This is a genomic window from Arthrobacter sp. Leaf141 (assembly GCF_001424565.1).
In the GTDB taxonomy this organism is placed as follows: domain Bacteria; phylum Actinomycetota; class Actinomycetes; order Actinomycetales; family Micrococcaceae; genus Arthrobacter.
In genome coordinates this window covers 19,379-35,353 of record NZ_LMOL01000013.1, presented here as the reverse complement: position 1 = coordinate 35,353, position 15,975 = coordinate 19,379, and the positions used below count along the sequence as shown (strand labels likewise).

Genomic DNA, 15,975 nt, shown 5'->3' with positions numbered 1-15,975 from the left:
TTTTGCTGCCTAGGCGATGACGAGCAGCAGGTCCCCGCCCTGGACCTGCTCCACCGCGGAGATGGCGAGCCGTGAAACAGTGCCGCCCACCGGCGTCGTGATGGACGCCTCCATCTTCATGGCTTCGATGGTGGCGACGGTATCCCCGGCGCTGACGGTGTCACCGGCCTTCACGGTCACCGTTACGGCGCCGGCGAACGGCGCTGCGACGTGGCCCTGCTGGGCCGGGTCTGCCCTCTCGGCAGCCTTGACGTTGCTCACCACTGACCGGTCCCTTACCACCACGGGCCGGGACTGGCCGTTGAGGGTGCACATCACGGTGCGCATGCCCTTCTCATCCGGCTCCGAGACTGCTTCGAGGGAAGCGATCAGCCGGACGCCGCGCTCCAGCGTGATCTCGTGTTCGGTGCCCTGCTGCAGCCCGTACAGGTAGTCGCGGGTATCCAGGACCGAGATGTTGCCGAAGGTTTCGACGCTCTTGAGGTAGTCCTTGGTGGGGCCTGCGAACAGGAGCCGGTTCAGCGTGTGCTGGCGGGTTTTGGAATCCGCCTTCAGCGCCGCGCTGTCCTCGGCGCTGAGCTCCACGTCCCGGACCTTCACGGCCCGGCCCTGGAGTGCCTTGGTGCGGAACGGCTCCGGCCAGCCACCGGGAGGATCCCCCAGTTCGCCGGACAGGAAGCCAATGACGGAATCGGGGATGTCGTAGTTCTGCGGGTTTTCGTTGAAGTCCGCCGGGTCGGCGTTCAGGCCCACCAGGTGCAGGGCCAGGTCACCGACCACCTTGGACGACGGCGTGACCTTCACCAGGCGGCCCAGGATGCGGTCCGCAGCGGTGTACATGTCCTCGATGGCTTCGAAACGCTCCCCCAGGCCCAGGGCCATTGCCTGCTGGCGGAGGTTGGAGAGCTGGCCGCCGGGGATCTCGTGCTGGTACACGCGCCCTGTGGGGCCCGGCAGGCCGGATTCGAACGGGGCGTAGACGCGGCGGACCGCCTCCCAGTACGGCTCCAGCGAGCTGACGGCGGCCAGGCTGAGCCCGGTGTCGCGGGGCGTGTGGGCCAGCGCCGCGACCAGGGCCGAAGCGGAAGGCTGGCTGGTGGTGCCTGCCAGGGATGCGGAGGCCACATCCACGGCGTCCACACCGGCGTCCACGGCCGCCAGGAGCGTGGCCAGCTGGCCGCCTGCGGTGTCGTGGGTGTGCAGGTGCACCGGCAGGTCGAACCGCTCGCGAAGGGCGGTGACGAGTTTGGCTGCGGCGGCAGGGCGCAGCAGGCCGGCCATGTCCTTGATGGCGAGGATGTGAGCGCCGGCGTCGACGATCTTCTGCGCCAGGGCCAGGTAATAGTCAAGCGTGTAGAGCGTCTCCGCCGGGTCGAGCATGTCCGAGGTGTAGCAGAGTGCCACTTCGGCCACGGCGGTTCCGGTGGCCCGGACGGCGCGGATGGCCGGGGCCATCTGGCTGACGTCATTGAGCGCATCGAAGATCCGGAAGATGTCGATGCCGGTGGCAGCCGCTTCGTTAACGAAGGCTTCGGTCACCTCTTCCGGGTACGGGGTGTAACCCACGGTGTTCCGGCCGCGGAGCAGCATCTGCAGGCAGACGTTGGGCAGCGCCTTGCGCAGGGCCGCCAGCCGGTCCCAGGGGTCCTCGCCGAGGAAGCGCAGGGCAACGTCGTAGGTTGCACCGCCCCAGGCCTCAACGGAGAGCAGTTCCGGCAGGAGCGCCGTGACGGCGGGTCCGGCTGCCACCAGGTCGCGGGTGCGGACACGGGTGGCCAGCAACGACTGGTGCGCGTCGCGGAACGTGGTGTCCGTGACGGCGACGGCGTTTTGCGCCCGCAGCGACGCGGCGAACCCCTCGGGTCCGAGCTCCTGGAGTTTCTGGCGGGAACCGGGTGCCGCCGGCAGGCCCTTGACGGCGGGAAGCTTGTCTGCCGGGTTCGAGTGGACCTTCAGTTCGCCGTTGGGCTTGTTGACTGTCACATCTGCCAGCCACGTCAGGAGCTTGGTGCCGCGGTCAGCGGAGACGCGGGCCTTCAGGAGCTCCGGGCGTTCGTCGATGAAGCTGGTGGCCACGTTGCCGGCGATGAAGTCGGGATCGTCCAGCACCGCCTGCAGGAACGAAATGTTGGTGGAGACGCCACGGATCCGGAACTCCGCGAGGGCCCGGCGGGCCCGGGCCACGGCAGCAGGGTAGTCCCGGCCGCGGCAGGTGAGCTTAACCAGCATGGAGTCGAAATGGGGGCTGATTTCGGCACCCGAGTAGACGGTGCCGCCGTCGAGCCTTACGCCTGCGCCACCGGCGGAACGGTAACCGGTGATCTTTCCGACGTCGGGCCGGAACCCGTTGGCCGGGTCCTCGGTGGTGATGCGGCTCTGCAGGGCGGCGCCCTTGAGCTGGACGGTTTCCTGGGACAGGCCGAGGTCCGCGAGGGTTTCGCCGGCGGCGATCCGCAGCTGGGCCTGGACCAGGTCCACATCCGTGACTTCCTCCGTCACGGTGTGCTCCACCTGGATGCGGGGGTTCATCTCGATGAACACGTGCTGTCCGGCGCGTTCGCCCACGGTGTCCACCAGGAACTCGACGGTTCCGGCGTTGACGTAGTTCAGGGCGCGGGCAAATTTTACGGCGTCCCGGTAGAGGGCCTGGCGGATGCCTTCATCCAGGTTGGGGGCCGGGGCGATCTCGATGACCTTCTGGTGCCGGCGCTGGATGGAACAGTCACGCTCGAAGAGGTGCATCACGTTGCCCTCAGCGTCCGCGAGGATCTGCACTTCAATGTGGCGGGGCCGCAGGACTGCCTGTTCGAGGAACATGGTGGGGTCCCCGAATGCGGCGTCCGCCTCGCGCATGGCTGCCTGGAGAGCTTCCGGAAGCGCTTCACGGGTGTCGACGCGCCGCATGCCGCGGCCGCCGCCGCCGGCCACGGCCTTGGCGAAGATGGGGAAGCCGATTTCGTCGGCGGCGGCGATCAGTTCGTCGAGGTCCTTGGACGGCTCGCTGGACTTAAGGACGGGCACGCCGGCTTCCTTGGCAGCCTTCAGGGCTGCGACCTTGTTGCCGGCGAGCTCCAGGACCTCGGCGGGCGGCCCAACAAAGGTGATGCCCGCTTCTTTTGCCGCGCGGGCCAGGTCCGGGTTCTCGGAAAGGAAGCCGTAGCCGGGGTAGATGGCGTCCGCACCGGACTCCTTGGCCACCCGTACAACTTCGGCAACGTCCAGGTAGGCCCGGACGGGGTGTCCCTGCTCGCCAATGAGGTAGGCCTCATCGGCCTTCTGGCGGTGGATCGAGTTGCGGTCCTCGTTGGGAAACACAGCAACGGTCTTGGCGCCCAGCTCGTAGCTGGCGCGGAAGGCCCTGATCGCGATTTCGCCGCGGTTGGCCACCAGAATCTTGGAAAACATACTTCTCCTGCATCATCGCGGGTGGATCGGTGAGTGGTCACAGTGTCTAGGACCGTTGCCGCCAAACACAAATCTTTGTGGCAACCGTCACAGATTTCGCCGTCATCTCCTCGCCGCTTCCACCGGGCCCAAAAGTACCGGCTCCCGGCTATGGGCACCGGTGCCATGCCCGGGGCCTGCTGAACGCAAGATTAGCCCGGCCGTCAACATATGATGGTTGGGGCAGCAGGGCTGCCCTGCTTCGGCTCCGCCGGAGCATCTCTGCTCCCAACACGGCATCCGGCGTTAGGTTTTGGTCTTCCAGTGCAAGTAGTCAGCATCAGCAGCCTTAAGGGTGGAGTCGGTAAGACTTCCGTCACCACAGGATTGGCGTCTGCGGCCCTGGCCGCGGGCATCCGCACGCTGGTTGTGGACCTTGATCCGCACGCGGACGCCACCACCGCCCTCGGCGTCCAGCAGGACGGCCAGCTGGACATCGGCCGGATGCTGAAAAGCCCCCGCCGCGCCAGGCTTGCGGAGAACGTGGTGGGCAGCGGCTGGACCGCCCGGGCCAAGAGCAACGGTGCCGGCCCCGCCGTGCTCGATGTTGCGGTGGGCTCCGCTTATACGGGCATCTACGACCGGCCTGATCTTGGCCGGCGCGACCTCCGCAGGCTGTCAACGGTGCTGACCGGCGCCGGGACCTACGAGCTGGTGCTGATCGATTGCCCGCCGTCGCTTAACGGCCTGACCAGGATGGCCTGGTCAGCCAGCGACAAAGTGGCCCTGGTGGCCGAGCCGGGCCTGTTCTCGGTGGCCGGAACGGAACGCACCATGCGCGCCATCCAGCTCTTCCGCCGCGAGTTCGCCCCCAACCTCTCCCCCGCCGGGATCGTGGCCAACCGGGTCCGGTCCGGGTCATCCGAACACACCTACCGCCTCGCGGAAATGGAATCAATGTTCGGCGACCTCCTGCTGAGCCCCCGGATTCCGGAGCAGGCCAACTGGCAGCAGATCCAGGGCGCCGCCCATCCGGTGCACCACTGGCCCGGTGATTCCGCCAAGTCCGCCGCCCTGCTTTTTGACGACCTGCTGGCGAACCTGATGGCAGCAGGAGCCGGCCTGCGGAGCCGCGCGCGCTGACAACCCCGCACTGCACCCAGGCAACGAGAAAGGGCCGCTCCAATGAGCGGCCCTTTCTCGTTGCCTGGTTGGCCGGGTTCCAGCCTGGTATCAGCTGATCTTCCGTGCCGCCCGGCGTTTACTCAGTTCGTCGTCGGGAAAGGACTGTTCGGCGGCGTGTTCGCTGGGAAGGGAAGCGAGACTGCCTTCCACCTCACGCCAGACGCGGCCCACGGCGATGCCGAACACCCCCTGGCCGCCCTGTACAAGATCAATGACTTCGTCCGCTGAGGTGCACTCGTAGACGCTGGCGCCGTCGCTCATGAGCGTGATCTGGGCCAGGTCCTCCACTCCGCGCTCCCGCAGGTGTTCCACCGCTGTGCGGATCTGCTGCAGCGAAACCCCGGTGTCCAGGAGCCGCTTGACCACTTTCAGGACCAGGATGTCCCGGAAGCCATAAAGGCGCTGGGAACCGGAGCCGGCGGCGCCTCGGACAGCGGGTTCCACCAACCCGGTGCGGGCCCAATAGTCCAGCTGGCGGTAGGTGATGCCAGCGGCCTTGCACGCCGTAGGGCCGCGGTAGCCCGCGTCCTCGTCCAGGACCGGGAGATCCTCCGTGAACAGGAGTCCCTGGGCTCCGCTGACGGGCAGAGCAACGCCGGCAGTGGGCTGTTTCAGCCCGCCTGATTCGCCTTTGGGACTCACCTGGATCCTCCTTGTTGTGCGCTCCCGGGAACAACTGCAGCGTCATCAGGCACAAAGGCCATGAATGTAATTTCCGCAGGGCGCACTTTCCAGTGTGACTTGCCCGGCTGCCGTAAGCAATGGGAACTTGATACTTCGACGTTAGGCCCGGCAGGGCACAAGGTCAAAGACGTTGACGGCTTTGCGCAGGCGTGTCGAAACTTTCAGCCTCAACTTTAACCTTAACGTGACCTTCAGCTGTCGAAATCCTCGGGTTCCACGTCGTCAAGGAACTCCCGGAACCGGCGTAGCTCGCGCTCCTCGTCGGCGGTGGGTCCCGGCTGGGTGTCCTCACCCTCATCGTGTTCGGTGATCCGCACGCCCGCCTCATCCATCACGGAGTCGGCACACCAGATGCGGCATTTCGCCCGGAGCGCCACGGCCAGGGCGTCCGATGCCCGGGAACTGACGGTGGTCCCATTGTCGAACTGGAGCTGGCCGTAGAAGATGTTGTCCTCAACGGCAACGATGTTGACGCTGACCACGGCGTGGCCCAGGGATTCCACCACGTCCACCAGGAGGTCATGGGTCATGGGCCGGGGCGGGACCACTCCCTGCTGCGCCAGCGCAATGGCACTCGCCTCAGGGGTGCCGATCCAGATGGGTACGTGGCGTTCCCCGTGGATTTCCCGGAGCAGTACCAGGGGCTGGTTGGAGGGCAGTTCGATCCGCACGCCCACGATTTCCACTTCAATCATCAGATGTCCATGCGGGAGATGTGGTCCTGCACCAGGGCGCGGTGGAGGGTGAGGCAGAGGTCGCTGATTTCGCGGGCGGCTTCGGCGGCCCGGGCCTGCGACGCGGCGTCCTTCCGGGATGCCAGCGGGGCGACAACGCGCTCCACGAGCCCGAACTCGCGTTCGGCCGCGGCCTGGAACGGCCGCAGGTGGCGGGGTTCGAGCCCGTGGCTTTCCAGCTGCACACAGGCGCGGGCCACCTGGAGGGCATGTTCCTCGAACCGGCCACCGGTGTGGGTGATCAGGCCAAAGCTCAGGAGCGACTGAAGGAGGGGAACGCTGGCACCGGATTCGGTGCGGAGCTGTTCCTCAGTCAGGGTCCGGCCTCGGTTCTGCAGCTCGGCAGCGAGTTCGTCGGAGACGATCCGGGGTGAGACCACAACACCGGGCGGCAGGTTTTCCGGCCGCTCTCCCCTGTCAATGGCGTCAAGGTAGTCCTTGATGACTTTCAGGGGGAGGTACTGGTCCCGCTGCAGGGCCAGGACAAACCGGAGCCGCTCAACGTCGCCATCGGAATACTGACGGTAACCTGCGGGGGTGCGCCGCGGGTTGATAAGTCCCTTTTCTTCAAGGAACCGGATTTTGGACGCGGTCATGCCGGGGAAGTCCCCGCTGAGCTGCGCGAGGACTTCGCCGATGTTCAGGACCTGGGGTCCCCGGCGTTCGGGTTGTGCCATTGCCACAGGCAGTGGTCCCCGGGTCAGCTGCGGCCTGCAGCGCTGGCAGGGCTCAGGTAGAAGGTGAGGCGGAATTTGCCGATCTGGACTTCGCTGCCGGACTTGAGCTCCACACTGTCCACCCGGTCGTGGTTGACGTACGTGCCGTTCAGGCTGTTGCGGTCCACCACTTCGAAGCTTTTGGCGGTGCGGCGGAACTCGACGTGCCGCCGGGAGACCGTGACGTCGTCAAGGAAAATATCAGCGTCCGGGTGACGTCCGGCGGTGGTGACGTCCGAATCCAGCAGGAAACGGGCACCGGCGTTGGGGCCGCTGTGCGCCACGAGCAATGCCGAGAACGCGGGCAGCGCTTCCACGGAGGAGCGTTCCTCGGTGGAGAGTTTCGGGGCTATGGTGGGCTCGTCCGCCACCGGTGTGAGATGGATCGAGGTGGTCTCCGACGCTCCAGCCGCACCCGTGCCGTATTCCCCGTCGGCAGGGTTCTGTGTGTGGCCAGCCATGGATTCCTCCTCATTTCCGCAGCGGGCGCGCGCCCGCTTCCAACGATTACCCACCGGCTCTGCCCAGCAGGTCCGGCTCCGGCACCCCATCCTGTAGCTGACGTGCGGAGACGCCGTGCCTGGAACGCTGGGGCCGGACCGGATTTACCGGTTGGCTTTAGCCTACCTGCTGTTCGTACTCGGATGCACTGAGCAACGACTCAACGGCGTCCGCTTCGGCAAGTTTGACCTCGATGAGCCAGCCGTCACCATAGGGATCGGTGTTGATCAGGGCCGAATCACTGTCCAACGACTCGTTGCGGGCCACCACTTCGCCGCTGACGGGAGCGTAGATGTCGCTGACGCTTTTGGTGGATTCAACCTCGCCCACCACTTCGTTCGCCGTAACTTTGGTGCCGGCTTCGGGCAGTTGGGCATACACCACGTCACCCAGCGCGTCCTGCGCGAAGTCGGTGATGCCTACCCGGACCACGCCCTCGGCGTTGGGAGCGGTGACCCACTCGTGTTCGGCGGTGTAGGACAGCTCTTCGGGAATGTTGCTCATCAGGGGCCTTTCAATCGGCTCGGACACCAAGGTCAACGCCGGCCCTGAAACGGACCGCCGGTGAAAGTATAGGCATATCCGGTGGCTGCATTCGCGGGGCTTTTGCGACAAGATGGGACCCATGAGTGGACGCGCCCGCACCCGCTGCCCGGAACCGGGCCGGTAGGACATGCCGGAGATGCCGGAAGTGGCCGGCCTGGCCGGATTCCTGGACGAGCACCTTCGGGGCGCCGTGGTGTCCTCGGTGCAGATTGTGTCGTTCGCGGTCCTCAAGACGGCCGACCCGCCGTATACGGCGCTGGAAGGCCGGACGGTGGACGGTGTGCGCCGGTTCGGGAAGTTCGTCAGCATCGATGCCGGTGGCCTGTCCCTGGTGTTCCACCTGGCCCGTGCAGGGTGGGTCCGTTTCACCGACTCCCCCGCAGCCGGCCGGCTGAAGCAGGGCAAGGGCTACATTGCCGCACGGCTGGCGTTCGAGGGTCCGGACGGTCCCCACGGCTTTGACCTGACCGAGGCCGGTACGCGCAAGAGCCTTGCCGTCTACGTGGTGCGTGACCCCCAGGAGGTGCCGGGTATCGCTTCGTTGGGGCCGGATCCGTTCAGTACAGGGTTCGACGCCGGCACCTTTGCGGAGATCCTGCGGGCAAGTCCGCAGCAGATCAAGGGGGTCCTTCGAAGCCAGGGCATTATTGCCGGGATCGGTAACGCCTACAGCGACGAGATCCTGCATGCCGCGCGCATTTCACCGTTCGCGATCGCCAAGTCCCTGGCTGCCGACGAGGTGGCTGCCCTGTTCGCTGCCATCCACACCATCCTCGGTGCGGCGCTGGCCGAGGCCCGGGGCAAGCCGCCGCAGGACCTCAAGGACGTCAAAAGAAGCCACCTGCGGGTCCATGCCAGGACCGGGCTGCCCTGCCCGGTATGCGGGGACACCGTCCGCGAGGTCTCCTTCGCGGACACTGCCCTGCAGTACTGCCCCACGTGCCAGACCAAGGGCAAGATCCTGGCAGACCGCCGGACGTCGAAGTTCCTGAAGTAAACCCCGGAGGTACTAGGCGGCCCGGACTTCCACGGTTCCGTCCGCTGCCCCGCCAAACACAATCAGCTGGTTGGCGATCTTGTCCGTGAAGAACCTGTCGTGGCTCACCACCACCACGGCGCCCGGGAAGTGCAGCAGGGCGCGTTCCATCACCTGGGTGCTGGGCAGGTCCAAATGGTTGGTGGGCTCGTCGAGGAGCAGCACGGCCGCCCCGGACAGCAGGCATTGGGCCATGGCGACGCGGGCCCGCTGCCCGCCGGACAGTTCACGGATGCGCTTCTTCTTGTCCGCCTCGGAGAACTGGAACATGGTCAGGAAGCGTCCCACCGACTTGCGCGTGGCGGTGAGGGCCAGGCTGTCGGGCATGGCGTTGACCGCGTGGGTGAGGGTGTCGTCGTCGTCCAGGTCTTCGAGGACCTGGTTGTAGGAGATGACTTTGGCGCCGGCAGCCCAGGCTACGGTGCCCGTGTCAGCTGTTTCCTCGCCGGTGAGGACGCGCAGCAGGGTGCTTTTGCCGCTGCCGTTGGCGCCCCGCACCACGATCCGGTTCCGGCGGCGGACCTCGAAGTCGAGGCCGGCGAACAGCGTGCGGTCCCCGTACCCTTTGCCCAGCCCGTTGACCCGGCACAGCACGTCCTTGACGTGCAGGCCGCGGTAGATTTCGGTGATGATTTCGTCCACGGGACGAGGCGCCCGGGATTTCCTGATGCCGGCCAGCTGTTTGTTCAGTCCCTTGCTGGCGGCTTTGGCGGCCTCGCGCCTGTCGGCGATGCCCTCCGCTTCAAAGGCCAGCAGCTCGGATTCGTGCACAAACTGGGCCTCGAGGCTCTTGAGCCGGAACTGTTTTGTGACGACGTACTCGGCGAAGTTTCCGGGGTATTCGTGGAGGTGGAAGTTCTCCACTTCCACGATGCGGGTGGCGACGGAGTCAAGGAACTTCCGGTCGTGGGAGACGATGATGGCTGCGCCCTTGAAATCGCGGAACCACGCTTCCAGCCATTCCACCCCCTGGATGTCCAGGAAGTTGGTGGGTTCATCCAGGAGCAGGACGTCCGGTTCCTCCAGGATGATCCTGGCGAGGGCCGCGCGGTTACGCCAGCCGCCGGAGAGGTCGTCGATGGCGCAGCTCCGGTGCGCTTCCACAAAACCGAGCTTGGTCAGGGCCTGGTCGATCTTCCGGTGGTAGTCCCACCCGTCGAGCCGGTCCATGGCTTCGAACAGTTCGGCCTGCCGGACAATCAGCCGGTCCTGCTCAGGGCCGCCTGCGGGATCGGCGGCGATCGCGGCGTCGATGGCTGCCAGTTCGGCCTCGACTTCGTGGACCTCGACGAACAGGGCGTCAAGGACCTCGGTGATGGTGGCGGTGCCGTCCAGTTCGGAGAACTGGGAAAAGTACCCGATCCGGATGCCCTCATCCACGGATACGGTACCGGACTCGGGTTCCACCTGGTCCAGGACGAGTTTGAGCAGCGTGGTTTTGCCGGAGCCGTTCCGGCCGATCAGGCCAACCCGGTCTTTGGCGTCGAGGCGGAAAAACGCCTCGCGCAGGATCTGCGTGTTCTCGAAACGGACGTGGACATCGTTCAATCGAACCAGGCTCACTGCGGTCCTTCCTGCTTAAACGGAAAAAGCACCCGATGTTCGGGTGCTTTTTCCTTATTTGGTCGGGCTGACAGGATTTGAACCTGCGACCCCTTGACCCCCAGTCAAGTGCGCTACCAAGCTGCGCTACAGCCCGCTGGTTCCGCCGTTCTCCGCTGTATGTCCACCCCGAATTCCTTCAGGATTTCCATCAGCAGTCCGGCCGAACCACCTAGAAGAGCTTACACGATTCCGGAGGGTGCCTGTGACACTTTCCGGCTGTTGCCTTCCAGGTGTGTCGGAATTAACGCTTCTTGCCGCGTTTTTCCCGGACACGCATGTTGACCTCGATCGGTGTTCCTTCGAAGCCAAACGTTTCCCGGAGCCGGCGGGTGATGAAGCGGCGGTAGCCCGGATCCAGGAATCCGGTGGTGAACAGCACAAACTTCGGCGGCCTGCTGGAGGCCTGGGTGCCGAAGAGGATGCGGGGCTGCTTGCCGCCGCGGACGGGGTGCGGGTGGGCGGCCACGAGTTCGCCGAGGAAGGCGTTGAGGCGGCCTGTGGGGATGCGCTTGTCCCAGCTTTCCAGGGCCAGGTCCAGGGCAGGCACCAGACGGTCCTTGTGCCAGCCGGTCAGCGCGGAGATGTTGACGCGCGGAGCCCAGGCAACGTGGGCCAGGTCCCGTTCGATTTCCTTCTCCAGGTAGCTGCGGCGTTCATCGTCAAGCAGGTCCCATTTGTTGAAGGCCAGGACCATGGCCCGGCCGGATTCGATGGCGAGCTGCAGGATGCGGACGTCCTGTTCGCTGAGGACCTCGTCCACGGCCAGGAGCACCACGGCGACCTCGGCTTTTTCGAGGGCAGCCTGGGTCCGGAGCGAGGCGTAGTAATCCGCGCCCTGGGCCATGTGCTGGCGGCGGCGGATGCCTGCGGTGTCAACAAACCGCCAGGTCCGGTCGCCGAGTTCGATGAATTCGTCAACCGGGTCCCGGGTGGTGCCGGCGGTGTTGTCCACCACCACGCGCTCGGAGCCGGCCAGCTTGTTCAGCAGCGAGGACTTGCCCACGTTGGGACGGCCGATCAGGGCGATCCGGCGCGGACCGCCGGAGCGTTCCACCCCCTCGATGGTGGAGAACTCGGGCAGGGTCTCGATCACGTGGTCGAGGAGGTCCGCGACGCCGCGGCCGTGCAGGGCCGAGACGGGGTACGGCTCGCCGAAGCCGAGGCCCCAGAGTGCTGCCGAGTCGGCTTCCTGGGCGAAGTCGTCCACCTTGTTCGCCACCATGATGACGGGCTTCTTGCTGCGGCGCAGCATTTTCATCACGCCTTCGTCCGTGGCAGTGGCGCCGACGGCGGAGTCCACCACAAAGAGCACGGCGTCGGCCAGTTCCACGGCCATTTCGGCCTGCTCGGCAACGCGGGCGTGGATGCCGCGGGCGTCGTGCTCCCAGCCGCCGGTGTCCACCAGGGTGAAGTTCTGGCCGTTCCAGTTGGCGGCGTACATCACGCGGTCGCGGGTGACACCGGGGGTGTCTTCCACCACCGCTTCACGGCGGCCCAGGATGCGGTTGACCAGCGTGGACTTGCCCACGTTGGGCCGGCCGATGATGGCCAGGACCGGGTCCAGCTGGACGGGACCGTCAAAGTCCGCGTCGTCGTAGTCCCCGCTGAGCAGGGCGGCGTCGTCCTCGTCGAGGTCGTAGTCAGCCAGGCCGGCCCGGAGGGACGCAGCGCGGAGCTCCGCCTCGTCGTCGCCGATCGCTGCCATCCGCTCGGCCACCTGGTCGGAGCCGGTGGGGGTGTATTCGTCTTCGCCGGCGCCGGAGTGGCCGGATGTTTGAGTCGTATCGCTCATTGCATTGTCCTTAAGGTCTGATCTGCCGGCGTCCCGGCTACTGCTGTCAAGTCTGTGTGGTCCCCGGTGCCGGGCAACCGCTGTCCGCTGAGGCGGACTGCGTCCTGGACGTGCCCCGCCAGGGCTGCGCGGATCTCCTGCGCCGCCCTGTCCATTGAAGCACGCCCGCTTTCCCCGGCCCTGCGGCCCAAGGTGAGGGCCCCGCCGAAGCTGACGTGCAACCGCCGGCCCGGCCGGGGCACTGAGTCGAGGTGTTCGCCCCCGGTCCTGGTGCCCAGGATGGCGACCGGCACCACCGGGGCGCCGGTCTGCAGGGCCAGCCAGGCCACGCCGCTGCTGATGCCCGCGGCTTCACCGCTGCCCCGCGTTCCTTCCGGCAGGATGCCAACGCACCGGCCGGCGTCGAGCAGTTTGGTGCACCGCTGCAGCGCAGCCCGGTCCCCCGACCGGTCCACGGGAAGCTGCCCGGACGCGGTGAGGACCCGGCCCAGGAATCCCTTGAACATTTCCTGTTTGACCAGGATGTGCATGGGCCGCGGTGCTGCCCCGAACATCACGGGTCCGTCCAGGAAGCTGATGTGGTTGCCGGCGAAGATCACCGGGCCGCCGGTGGGGACGTTGTCCCTGCCGGTGATGGTGGTCCGGTAGATGAGGTGGTCCAGGACCCAGCCCACAGGCCGGCTCCAGGACATGGTCCAGCCGGCGGGTACGGCGGCTGTGCCCTTAGTCACGGTTCAGCACTTTCGTGACGATCACCAGGGCGGCATCCACCGTCTCCTCGAAGTCCAGGTCGGACGAGTCGAGGGTCACCACGCCGTCGGCTGCCTGGGTGAAGTTGACCACCGTGGAATCCTTGGCGTCGCGGTGGGTTACCTGCGCTGCCAGCTGCTCCGCGCTTTGGGTGCCGCCCAGCTGGATGCCGCGCCGGCGCAGGCGGGCCTCTTCGCTGGCGGTGAGCAGCATCCGGACTTCGGCGCCGGGTGCGACGACGGTGGTGATGTCCCTGCCCTCGACGACGATGCGGCGGTGGTGCTTTTCAATCAGCGCCCGCTGGCGGCGGATCAGTTCGGTCCGGGCGCCGAGAGTGGTGGCCACGGCGCTGACTGCAGCGGAGATTTCCGGCTCCCGGATGGCATCCGTGACGTCCGTTCCGCGCACCCGGACAAAGTCCTCCTGTGGGCTGGAGCTGAGCTCAAGCACCAGGTCCCGGGAGGCCTGCTCCACGGCCGCCGCATCCTCCAGGTCCAGGCCCTGGTCAACGCAGTGCCAGGTCAGGGCGCGGTACATCGCGCCGGTGTCAAGGTAGGCAAGGCGGAGCCGGCGCGCCACTTCCTTGCTGACGCTGGATTTGCCGGAGCCAGAAGGCCCGTCGATGGCAACTACCAGCGGCCGGCCCACGCGGAGCGCGGGCATGGTGTCGAGAAGTTCCTGTGTCATTACGAAAGTACCCGCCATCCGCGGTCGTTAAGGGCTTCGATCAGGTGGTCGTGCTTGTTCGGCAACACAGACAATTCCACCATGCCGACGTTTTGTCCGGACGAGTGGTCCAGGCGCAGGTCCTCAAGGTTTACCCCGATTTCACCGATTTCGGTCAGCAGCTGAGCGATCTGGCCCGGTTTGTCGTCCACCAGGACCGTGAGCCAGGAGTAGGCCTGCGGGGGTCCGCCGTGCTTGCCCGGGATACGGGCCTGCCCGGCGTTGCCTTCGCTGATGAGCTGGGCAAGGTCAAGCCGTGCGCCGGGAGCGGTGGGCTGCTCAAGGGTGCCGATAAGCCGGTTCAGGTCGTCACGGACGCCGTAGAGGATCTCCACCACCTTGGCGGCGTTGCCGCCAAGGATCTGAACCCACAGGGTGGGGTCGCTGGCGGCGATGCGTGTGACGTCGCGGAGCCCGTTGCCGGCCAGGGACAGCGCGTGCAGCGGCGTCCCCTGGAGCCGGCTGGCCAGCAGTGATGACATCACCTGGGGCAGGTGGGAAACCAGCGCCACGGCAGCGTCGTGCTCGTCCGCCGTGAACTGGGACACCACGGCACCCAGGTCGGCGCCAAGGGCCCTGGCCGCCTGCAGTGCAGTTCCGGAGGTTTCCGGGGTGGGGCAAACCACCCACGGCATGGAGGTGAAAAGTTCACCGCGCGCCGCCACCGGGCCGGACTTCTCCCGGCCGGCCATGGGATGGGTCCCCACGTACCGGGACAGGTCCGCGCCGGTGGCGCGCAGCCGGGCCAGGATGTCCGCCTTCACGCTGGCGATGTCAACAACCGTTGCCTGCGGGTAGTCGGCGAGGGCGCCGGCCACCACCTCGGCAGTGACGTCCGGCGGTGCAGCCACCACCACCAGCTGCGGGCTGCCGTTGCCCAGTTCAGGCAACGGCCGGCCCGCACCGATGTCCACGGCCACAGCCTGGTTGGTGGGCGAAGGGTCCGCGAGGAACACGGGAACCCCGCGGCCCCGCAGTCCCAGCCCGATGCTGGCACCGAGCAGTCCCGTGCCAAGGACCACCACGGGCCCATCCAGGTGCCCGCGGCCCTGGCTTTGGAAAGCGGACATGCCTCAGAGTCCTACGGATGCCAGCAGGTGGCCGACTTCCTGCTTGCCGAGGTTCCGGATGCTGCCCTGGCGCTGGTCGCCGAGGCCGATGGGGCCCACCTTGACGCGCACCAGGCGCAGCACGGGGAAGCCTACGGCGTCGAACAGGCGCCGGACAATCCGGTTCCTGCCCGAGTGGAGCACCACTTCGATGAGCACGTGGCCGGGGGTGGAGTCCACCAGCCGGAAGGAGTCCACTGACGCGATGCCGTCCTCGAGTTCAACGCCGGCCTTCAGCTCAGCGCCGATGCCCTGGGGGAACGGCCCGCGGACCTGCACCAGGTAGGTCTTGGGGACTTCGTAGGAGGGGTGCGTCAGCCGGTTGGCGAGTTCCCCATCGTTGGTCAGCAGCAGCAGGCCCTCGGTGGCCACGTCGAGGCGGCCTACATGGAAGAGGCGTTCGCCGTGGTTGTGGCGGATGAAGTCGCTGATGCAGGGCCGGCCGTCAGGATCCTCCATGGTGGACACAACGCCCTTGGGCTTGTTGAACACCAGGTAGGAGAGGGTTTCGTCCAGCTGGATCCGCAGGCCATCCACGTGGATGACTGCGGTCTTGGGGTCGATCCGGACGCCGAGTTCGGTGACCACCTGGCCATCAACCTCCACGCGGCCTTCGGCGATCATCTCTTCGCAGACTCGGCGTGACGCCACGCCGGCCTGGGCCATGACTTTCTGCAGGCGGATGCCGTCGGAGTCGTGCAGGTCCGACTGGGGCACGTCGCCTCGGGGGCCTTTCTTCCGGGCGGGCCGGCGGACCGGGCCCAGGTTCTGGCCGAAGCGTTCGCTGCCGAAGGCCCGTGACGCGGCTGCGCCGGGCTTGCCGGTGCGCGGTTTGGCTTTCGGGGCGCCAGGGGTGCCGGGCAGTTTCTTGGCGCCGGGCTTGCGTGCTGCAGGCTTGCGCGACGCCGGCCTGGCCGGGTTCGCGTCCGGGCCGCGGCCGCTGTCCGTGGCCTCGAGGTCCGGATCGACGAAGCGTTCCTCGCGCGGTTTCGGGGCGCGGTGCGGCCGGTCGCCGCCGGCAAACCCGCCGCCGCCGTTGAATCCGGCGCCGCGCTTTGGCGCGCCGCCGCGGGAGCCGCCGTTGAAGCCGCCCCCCTGGGGGGTGTTGCGTCCGGAAGTGTTGCGTCCCGAACCGTTACGTGGTGAACCCTGGCGTCCCGCCTGTGTCATGACCCGTCCTTCAATGTTTTTGGCTCTTAAAGGTGTC

The 15,975-nt window shown here is 66.8% G+C and carries 14 protein-coding genes and 1 tRNA gene; 2 read left to right on the top strand and 13 right to left on the bottom strand.

What is annotated here, in order from left to right:
* Positions 1 to 9 precede the first annotated feature (9 nt).
* Positions 10 to 3,405 carry a pyruvate carboxylase gene (locus ASF72_RS10635; protein ID WP_050684124.1) on the bottom strand — a complete coding sequence of 1,132 codons (3,396 nt, stop codon included), beginning with the start codon at positions 3,403 to 3,405 and terminating at the stop codon, positions 10 to 12.
* 303 nt (positions 3,406 to 3,708) lie between these two features.
* Here ASF72_RS10635 and ASF72_RS10630 point away from each other — a divergent pair, with 303 nt between their 5' ends.
* Complete coding sequence (locus tag ASF72_RS10630; RefSeq protein ID WP_056598725.1) at positions 3,709 to 4,527, top strand: ParA family protein; 819 nt, start codon at positions 3,709 to 3,711, stop codon at positions 4,525 to 4,527.
* 90 nt (positions 4,528 to 4,617) lie between these two features.
* On the opposite strand, the gene ASF72_RS10625 is transcribed toward ASF72_RS10630, so the two are convergent.
* The 5 genes from ASF72_RS10625 to gcvH all read right to left on the bottom strand — a co-directional run bounded on the left by ASF72_RS10625 (position 4,618) and on the right by gcvH (position 7,708).
* Positions 4,618 to 5,211 carry a MerR family transcriptional regulator gene (locus tag ASF72_RS10625; RefSeq protein ID WP_050686082.1) on the bottom strand — a complete coding sequence of 198 codons (594 nt, stop codon included), beginning with the start codon at positions 5,209 to 5,211 and terminating at the stop codon, positions 4,618 to 4,620.
* A 233-nt stretch (positions 5,212 to 5,444) separates the two neighbouring features.
* Positions 5,445 to 5,948: a bifunctional nuclease family protein gene (locus ASF72_RS10620; protein ID WP_050686081.1), complete on the bottom strand. Its 504-nt coding sequence runs from the start codon at positions 5,946 to 5,948 to the stop codon at positions 5,445 to 5,447.
* Complete coding sequence (ftsR, locus tag ASF72_RS10615) at positions 5,948 to 6,664, bottom strand: transcriptional regulator FtsR (protein ID WP_050686080.1); 717 nt, start codon at positions 6,662 to 6,664, stop codon at positions 5,948 to 5,950. Before ftsR ends, ASF72_RS10620 begins: the two co-directional genes overlap by 1 nt.
* Before the next feature lie 23 nt (positions 6,665 to 6,687).
* A complete protein-coding gene (locus tag ASF72_RS10610) occupies positions 6,688 to 7,164 on the bottom strand; it encodes an FHA domain-containing protein (RefSeq protein ID WP_050686079.1) in 477 nt (158 codons plus the stop codon).
* 157 nt (positions 7,165 to 7,321) lie between these two features.
* Positions 7,322 to 7,708 (bottom strand): glycine cleavage system protein GcvH, encoded by a 387-nt coding sequence (gene gcvH / locus ASF72_RS10605; protein WP_050686078.1) that lies wholly within the window; start codon positions 7,706 to 7,708, stop codon positions 7,322 to 7,324.
* 169 nt (positions 7,709 to 7,877) lie between these two features.
* Between gcvH and ASF72_RS10600 the strand changes: the two genes are divergently transcribed.
* Positions 7,878 to 8,747: an Fpg/Nei family DNA glycosylase gene (locus ASF72_RS10600; RefSeq protein WP_056598722.1), complete on the top strand. Its 870-nt coding sequence runs from the start codon at positions 7,878 to 7,880 to the stop codon at positions 8,745 to 8,747.
* Between the two features lie 12 nt (positions 8,748 to 8,759).
* Here ASF72_RS10600 and ASF72_RS10595 read toward each other — a convergent pair whose 3' ends face one another.
* From ASF72_RS10595 to ASF72_RS10565, 7 genes are all read right to left on the bottom strand, one after another.
* Positions 8,760 to 10,349, bottom strand: coding sequence for an ABC-F family ATP-binding cassette domain-containing protein (locus tag ASF72_RS10595; protein ID WP_056598719.1), 1,590 nt, complete (start codon positions 10,347 to 10,349; stop codon positions 8,760 to 8,762).
* Between the two features lie 59 nt (positions 10,350 to 10,408).
* Positions 10,409 to 10,485 (bottom strand) — tRNA-Pro (locus ASF72_RS10590).
* A 147-nt stretch (positions 10,486 to 10,632) separates the two neighbouring features.
* Entirely contained in the window at positions 10,633 to 12,183 is a 1,551-nt protein-coding gene (gene der, locus ASF72_RS10585) for a ribosome biogenesis GTPase Der (RefSeq protein ID WP_056598716.1), read from the bottom strand.
* Positions 12,180 to 12,875, bottom strand: coding sequence for a lysophospholipid acyltransferase family protein (locus tag ASF72_RS10580; RefSeq protein ID WP_050686073.1), 696 nt, complete (start codon positions 12,873 to 12,875; stop codon positions 12,180 to 12,182). The genes der and ASF72_RS10580 overlap by 4 nt, the downstream gene beginning before the upstream one ends.
* A 31-nt stretch (positions 12,876 to 12,906) precedes the next feature.
* Positions 12,907 to 13,620 carry a (d)CMP kinase gene (gene cmk, locus ASF72_RS10575; RefSeq protein ID WP_056598713.1) on the bottom strand — a complete coding sequence of 238 codons (714 nt, stop codon included), beginning with the start codon at positions 13,618 to 13,620 and terminating at the stop codon, positions 12,907 to 12,909.
* The gene (locus ASF72_RS10570) at positions 13,620 to 14,729 is read right to left on the bottom strand and encodes a prephenate dehydrogenase (protein WP_050686069.1); all 1,110 of its coding nucleotides are present in this window, start codon (positions 14,727 to 14,729) and stop codon (positions 13,620 to 13,622) included. The genes cmk and ASF72_RS10570 overlap by 1 nt, the downstream gene beginning before the upstream one ends.
* 3 nt (positions 14,730 to 14,732) lie before the next feature.
* Entirely contained in the window at positions 14,733 to 15,938 is a 1,206-nt protein-coding gene (locus ASF72_RS10565) for a pseudouridine synthase (protein ID WP_050686067.1), read from the bottom strand.
* Positions 15,939 to 15,975: the final 37 nt, after the last annotated feature.

Bases quoted from the DNA above. Each gene is read 5' to 3' on its own strand.
- ASF72_RS10635 (WP_050684124.1), bottom strand. From the start codon at position 3,405: ATGTTTTCCAAGATTCTGGTGGCCAACCGCGGCGAAATCGCGATCAGG.
- ASF72_RS10620 (WP_050686081.1), bottom strand. From the start codon at position 5,948: ATGATTGAAGTGGAAATCGTGGGCGTGCGGATCGAACTGCCCTCCAAC.
- ftsR (WP_050686080.1), bottom strand. From the start codon at position 6,664: ATGGCACAACCCGAACGCCGGGGACCCCAGGTCCTGAACATCGGCGAA.
- ASF72_RS10610 (WP_050686079.1), bottom strand. From the start codon at position 7,164: ATGGCTGGCCACACACAGAACCCTGCCGACGGGGAATACGGCACGGGT.
- gcvH (WP_050686078.1), bottom strand. From the start codon at position 7,708: ATGAGCAACATTCCCGAAGAGCTGTCCTACACCGCCGAACACGAGTGG.
- ASF72_RS10600 (WP_056598722.1), top strand. From the start codon at position 7,878: ATGCCGGAGATGCCGGAAGTGGCCGGCCTGGCCGGATTCCTGGACGAG.
- der (WP_056598716.1), bottom strand. From the start codon at position 12,183: ATGAGCGATACGACTCAAACATCCGGCCACTCCGGCGCCGGCGAAGAC.
- ASF72_RS10580 (WP_050686073.1), bottom strand. From the start codon at position 12,875: ATGTCCTGGAGCCGGCCTGTGGGCTGGGTCCTGGACCACCTCATCTAC.
- cmk (WP_056598713.1), bottom strand. From the start codon at position 13,620: ATGACACAGGAACTTCTCGACACCATGCCCGCGCTCCGCGTGGGCCGG.
- ASF72_RS10570 (WP_050686069.1), bottom strand. From the start codon at position 14,729: ATGTCCGCTTTCCAAAGCCAGGGCCGCGGGCACCTGGATGGGCCCGTG.
- ASF72_RS10565 (WP_050686067.1), bottom strand. From the start codon at position 15,938: ATGACACAGGCGGGACGCCAGGGTTCACCACGTAACGGTTCGGGACGC.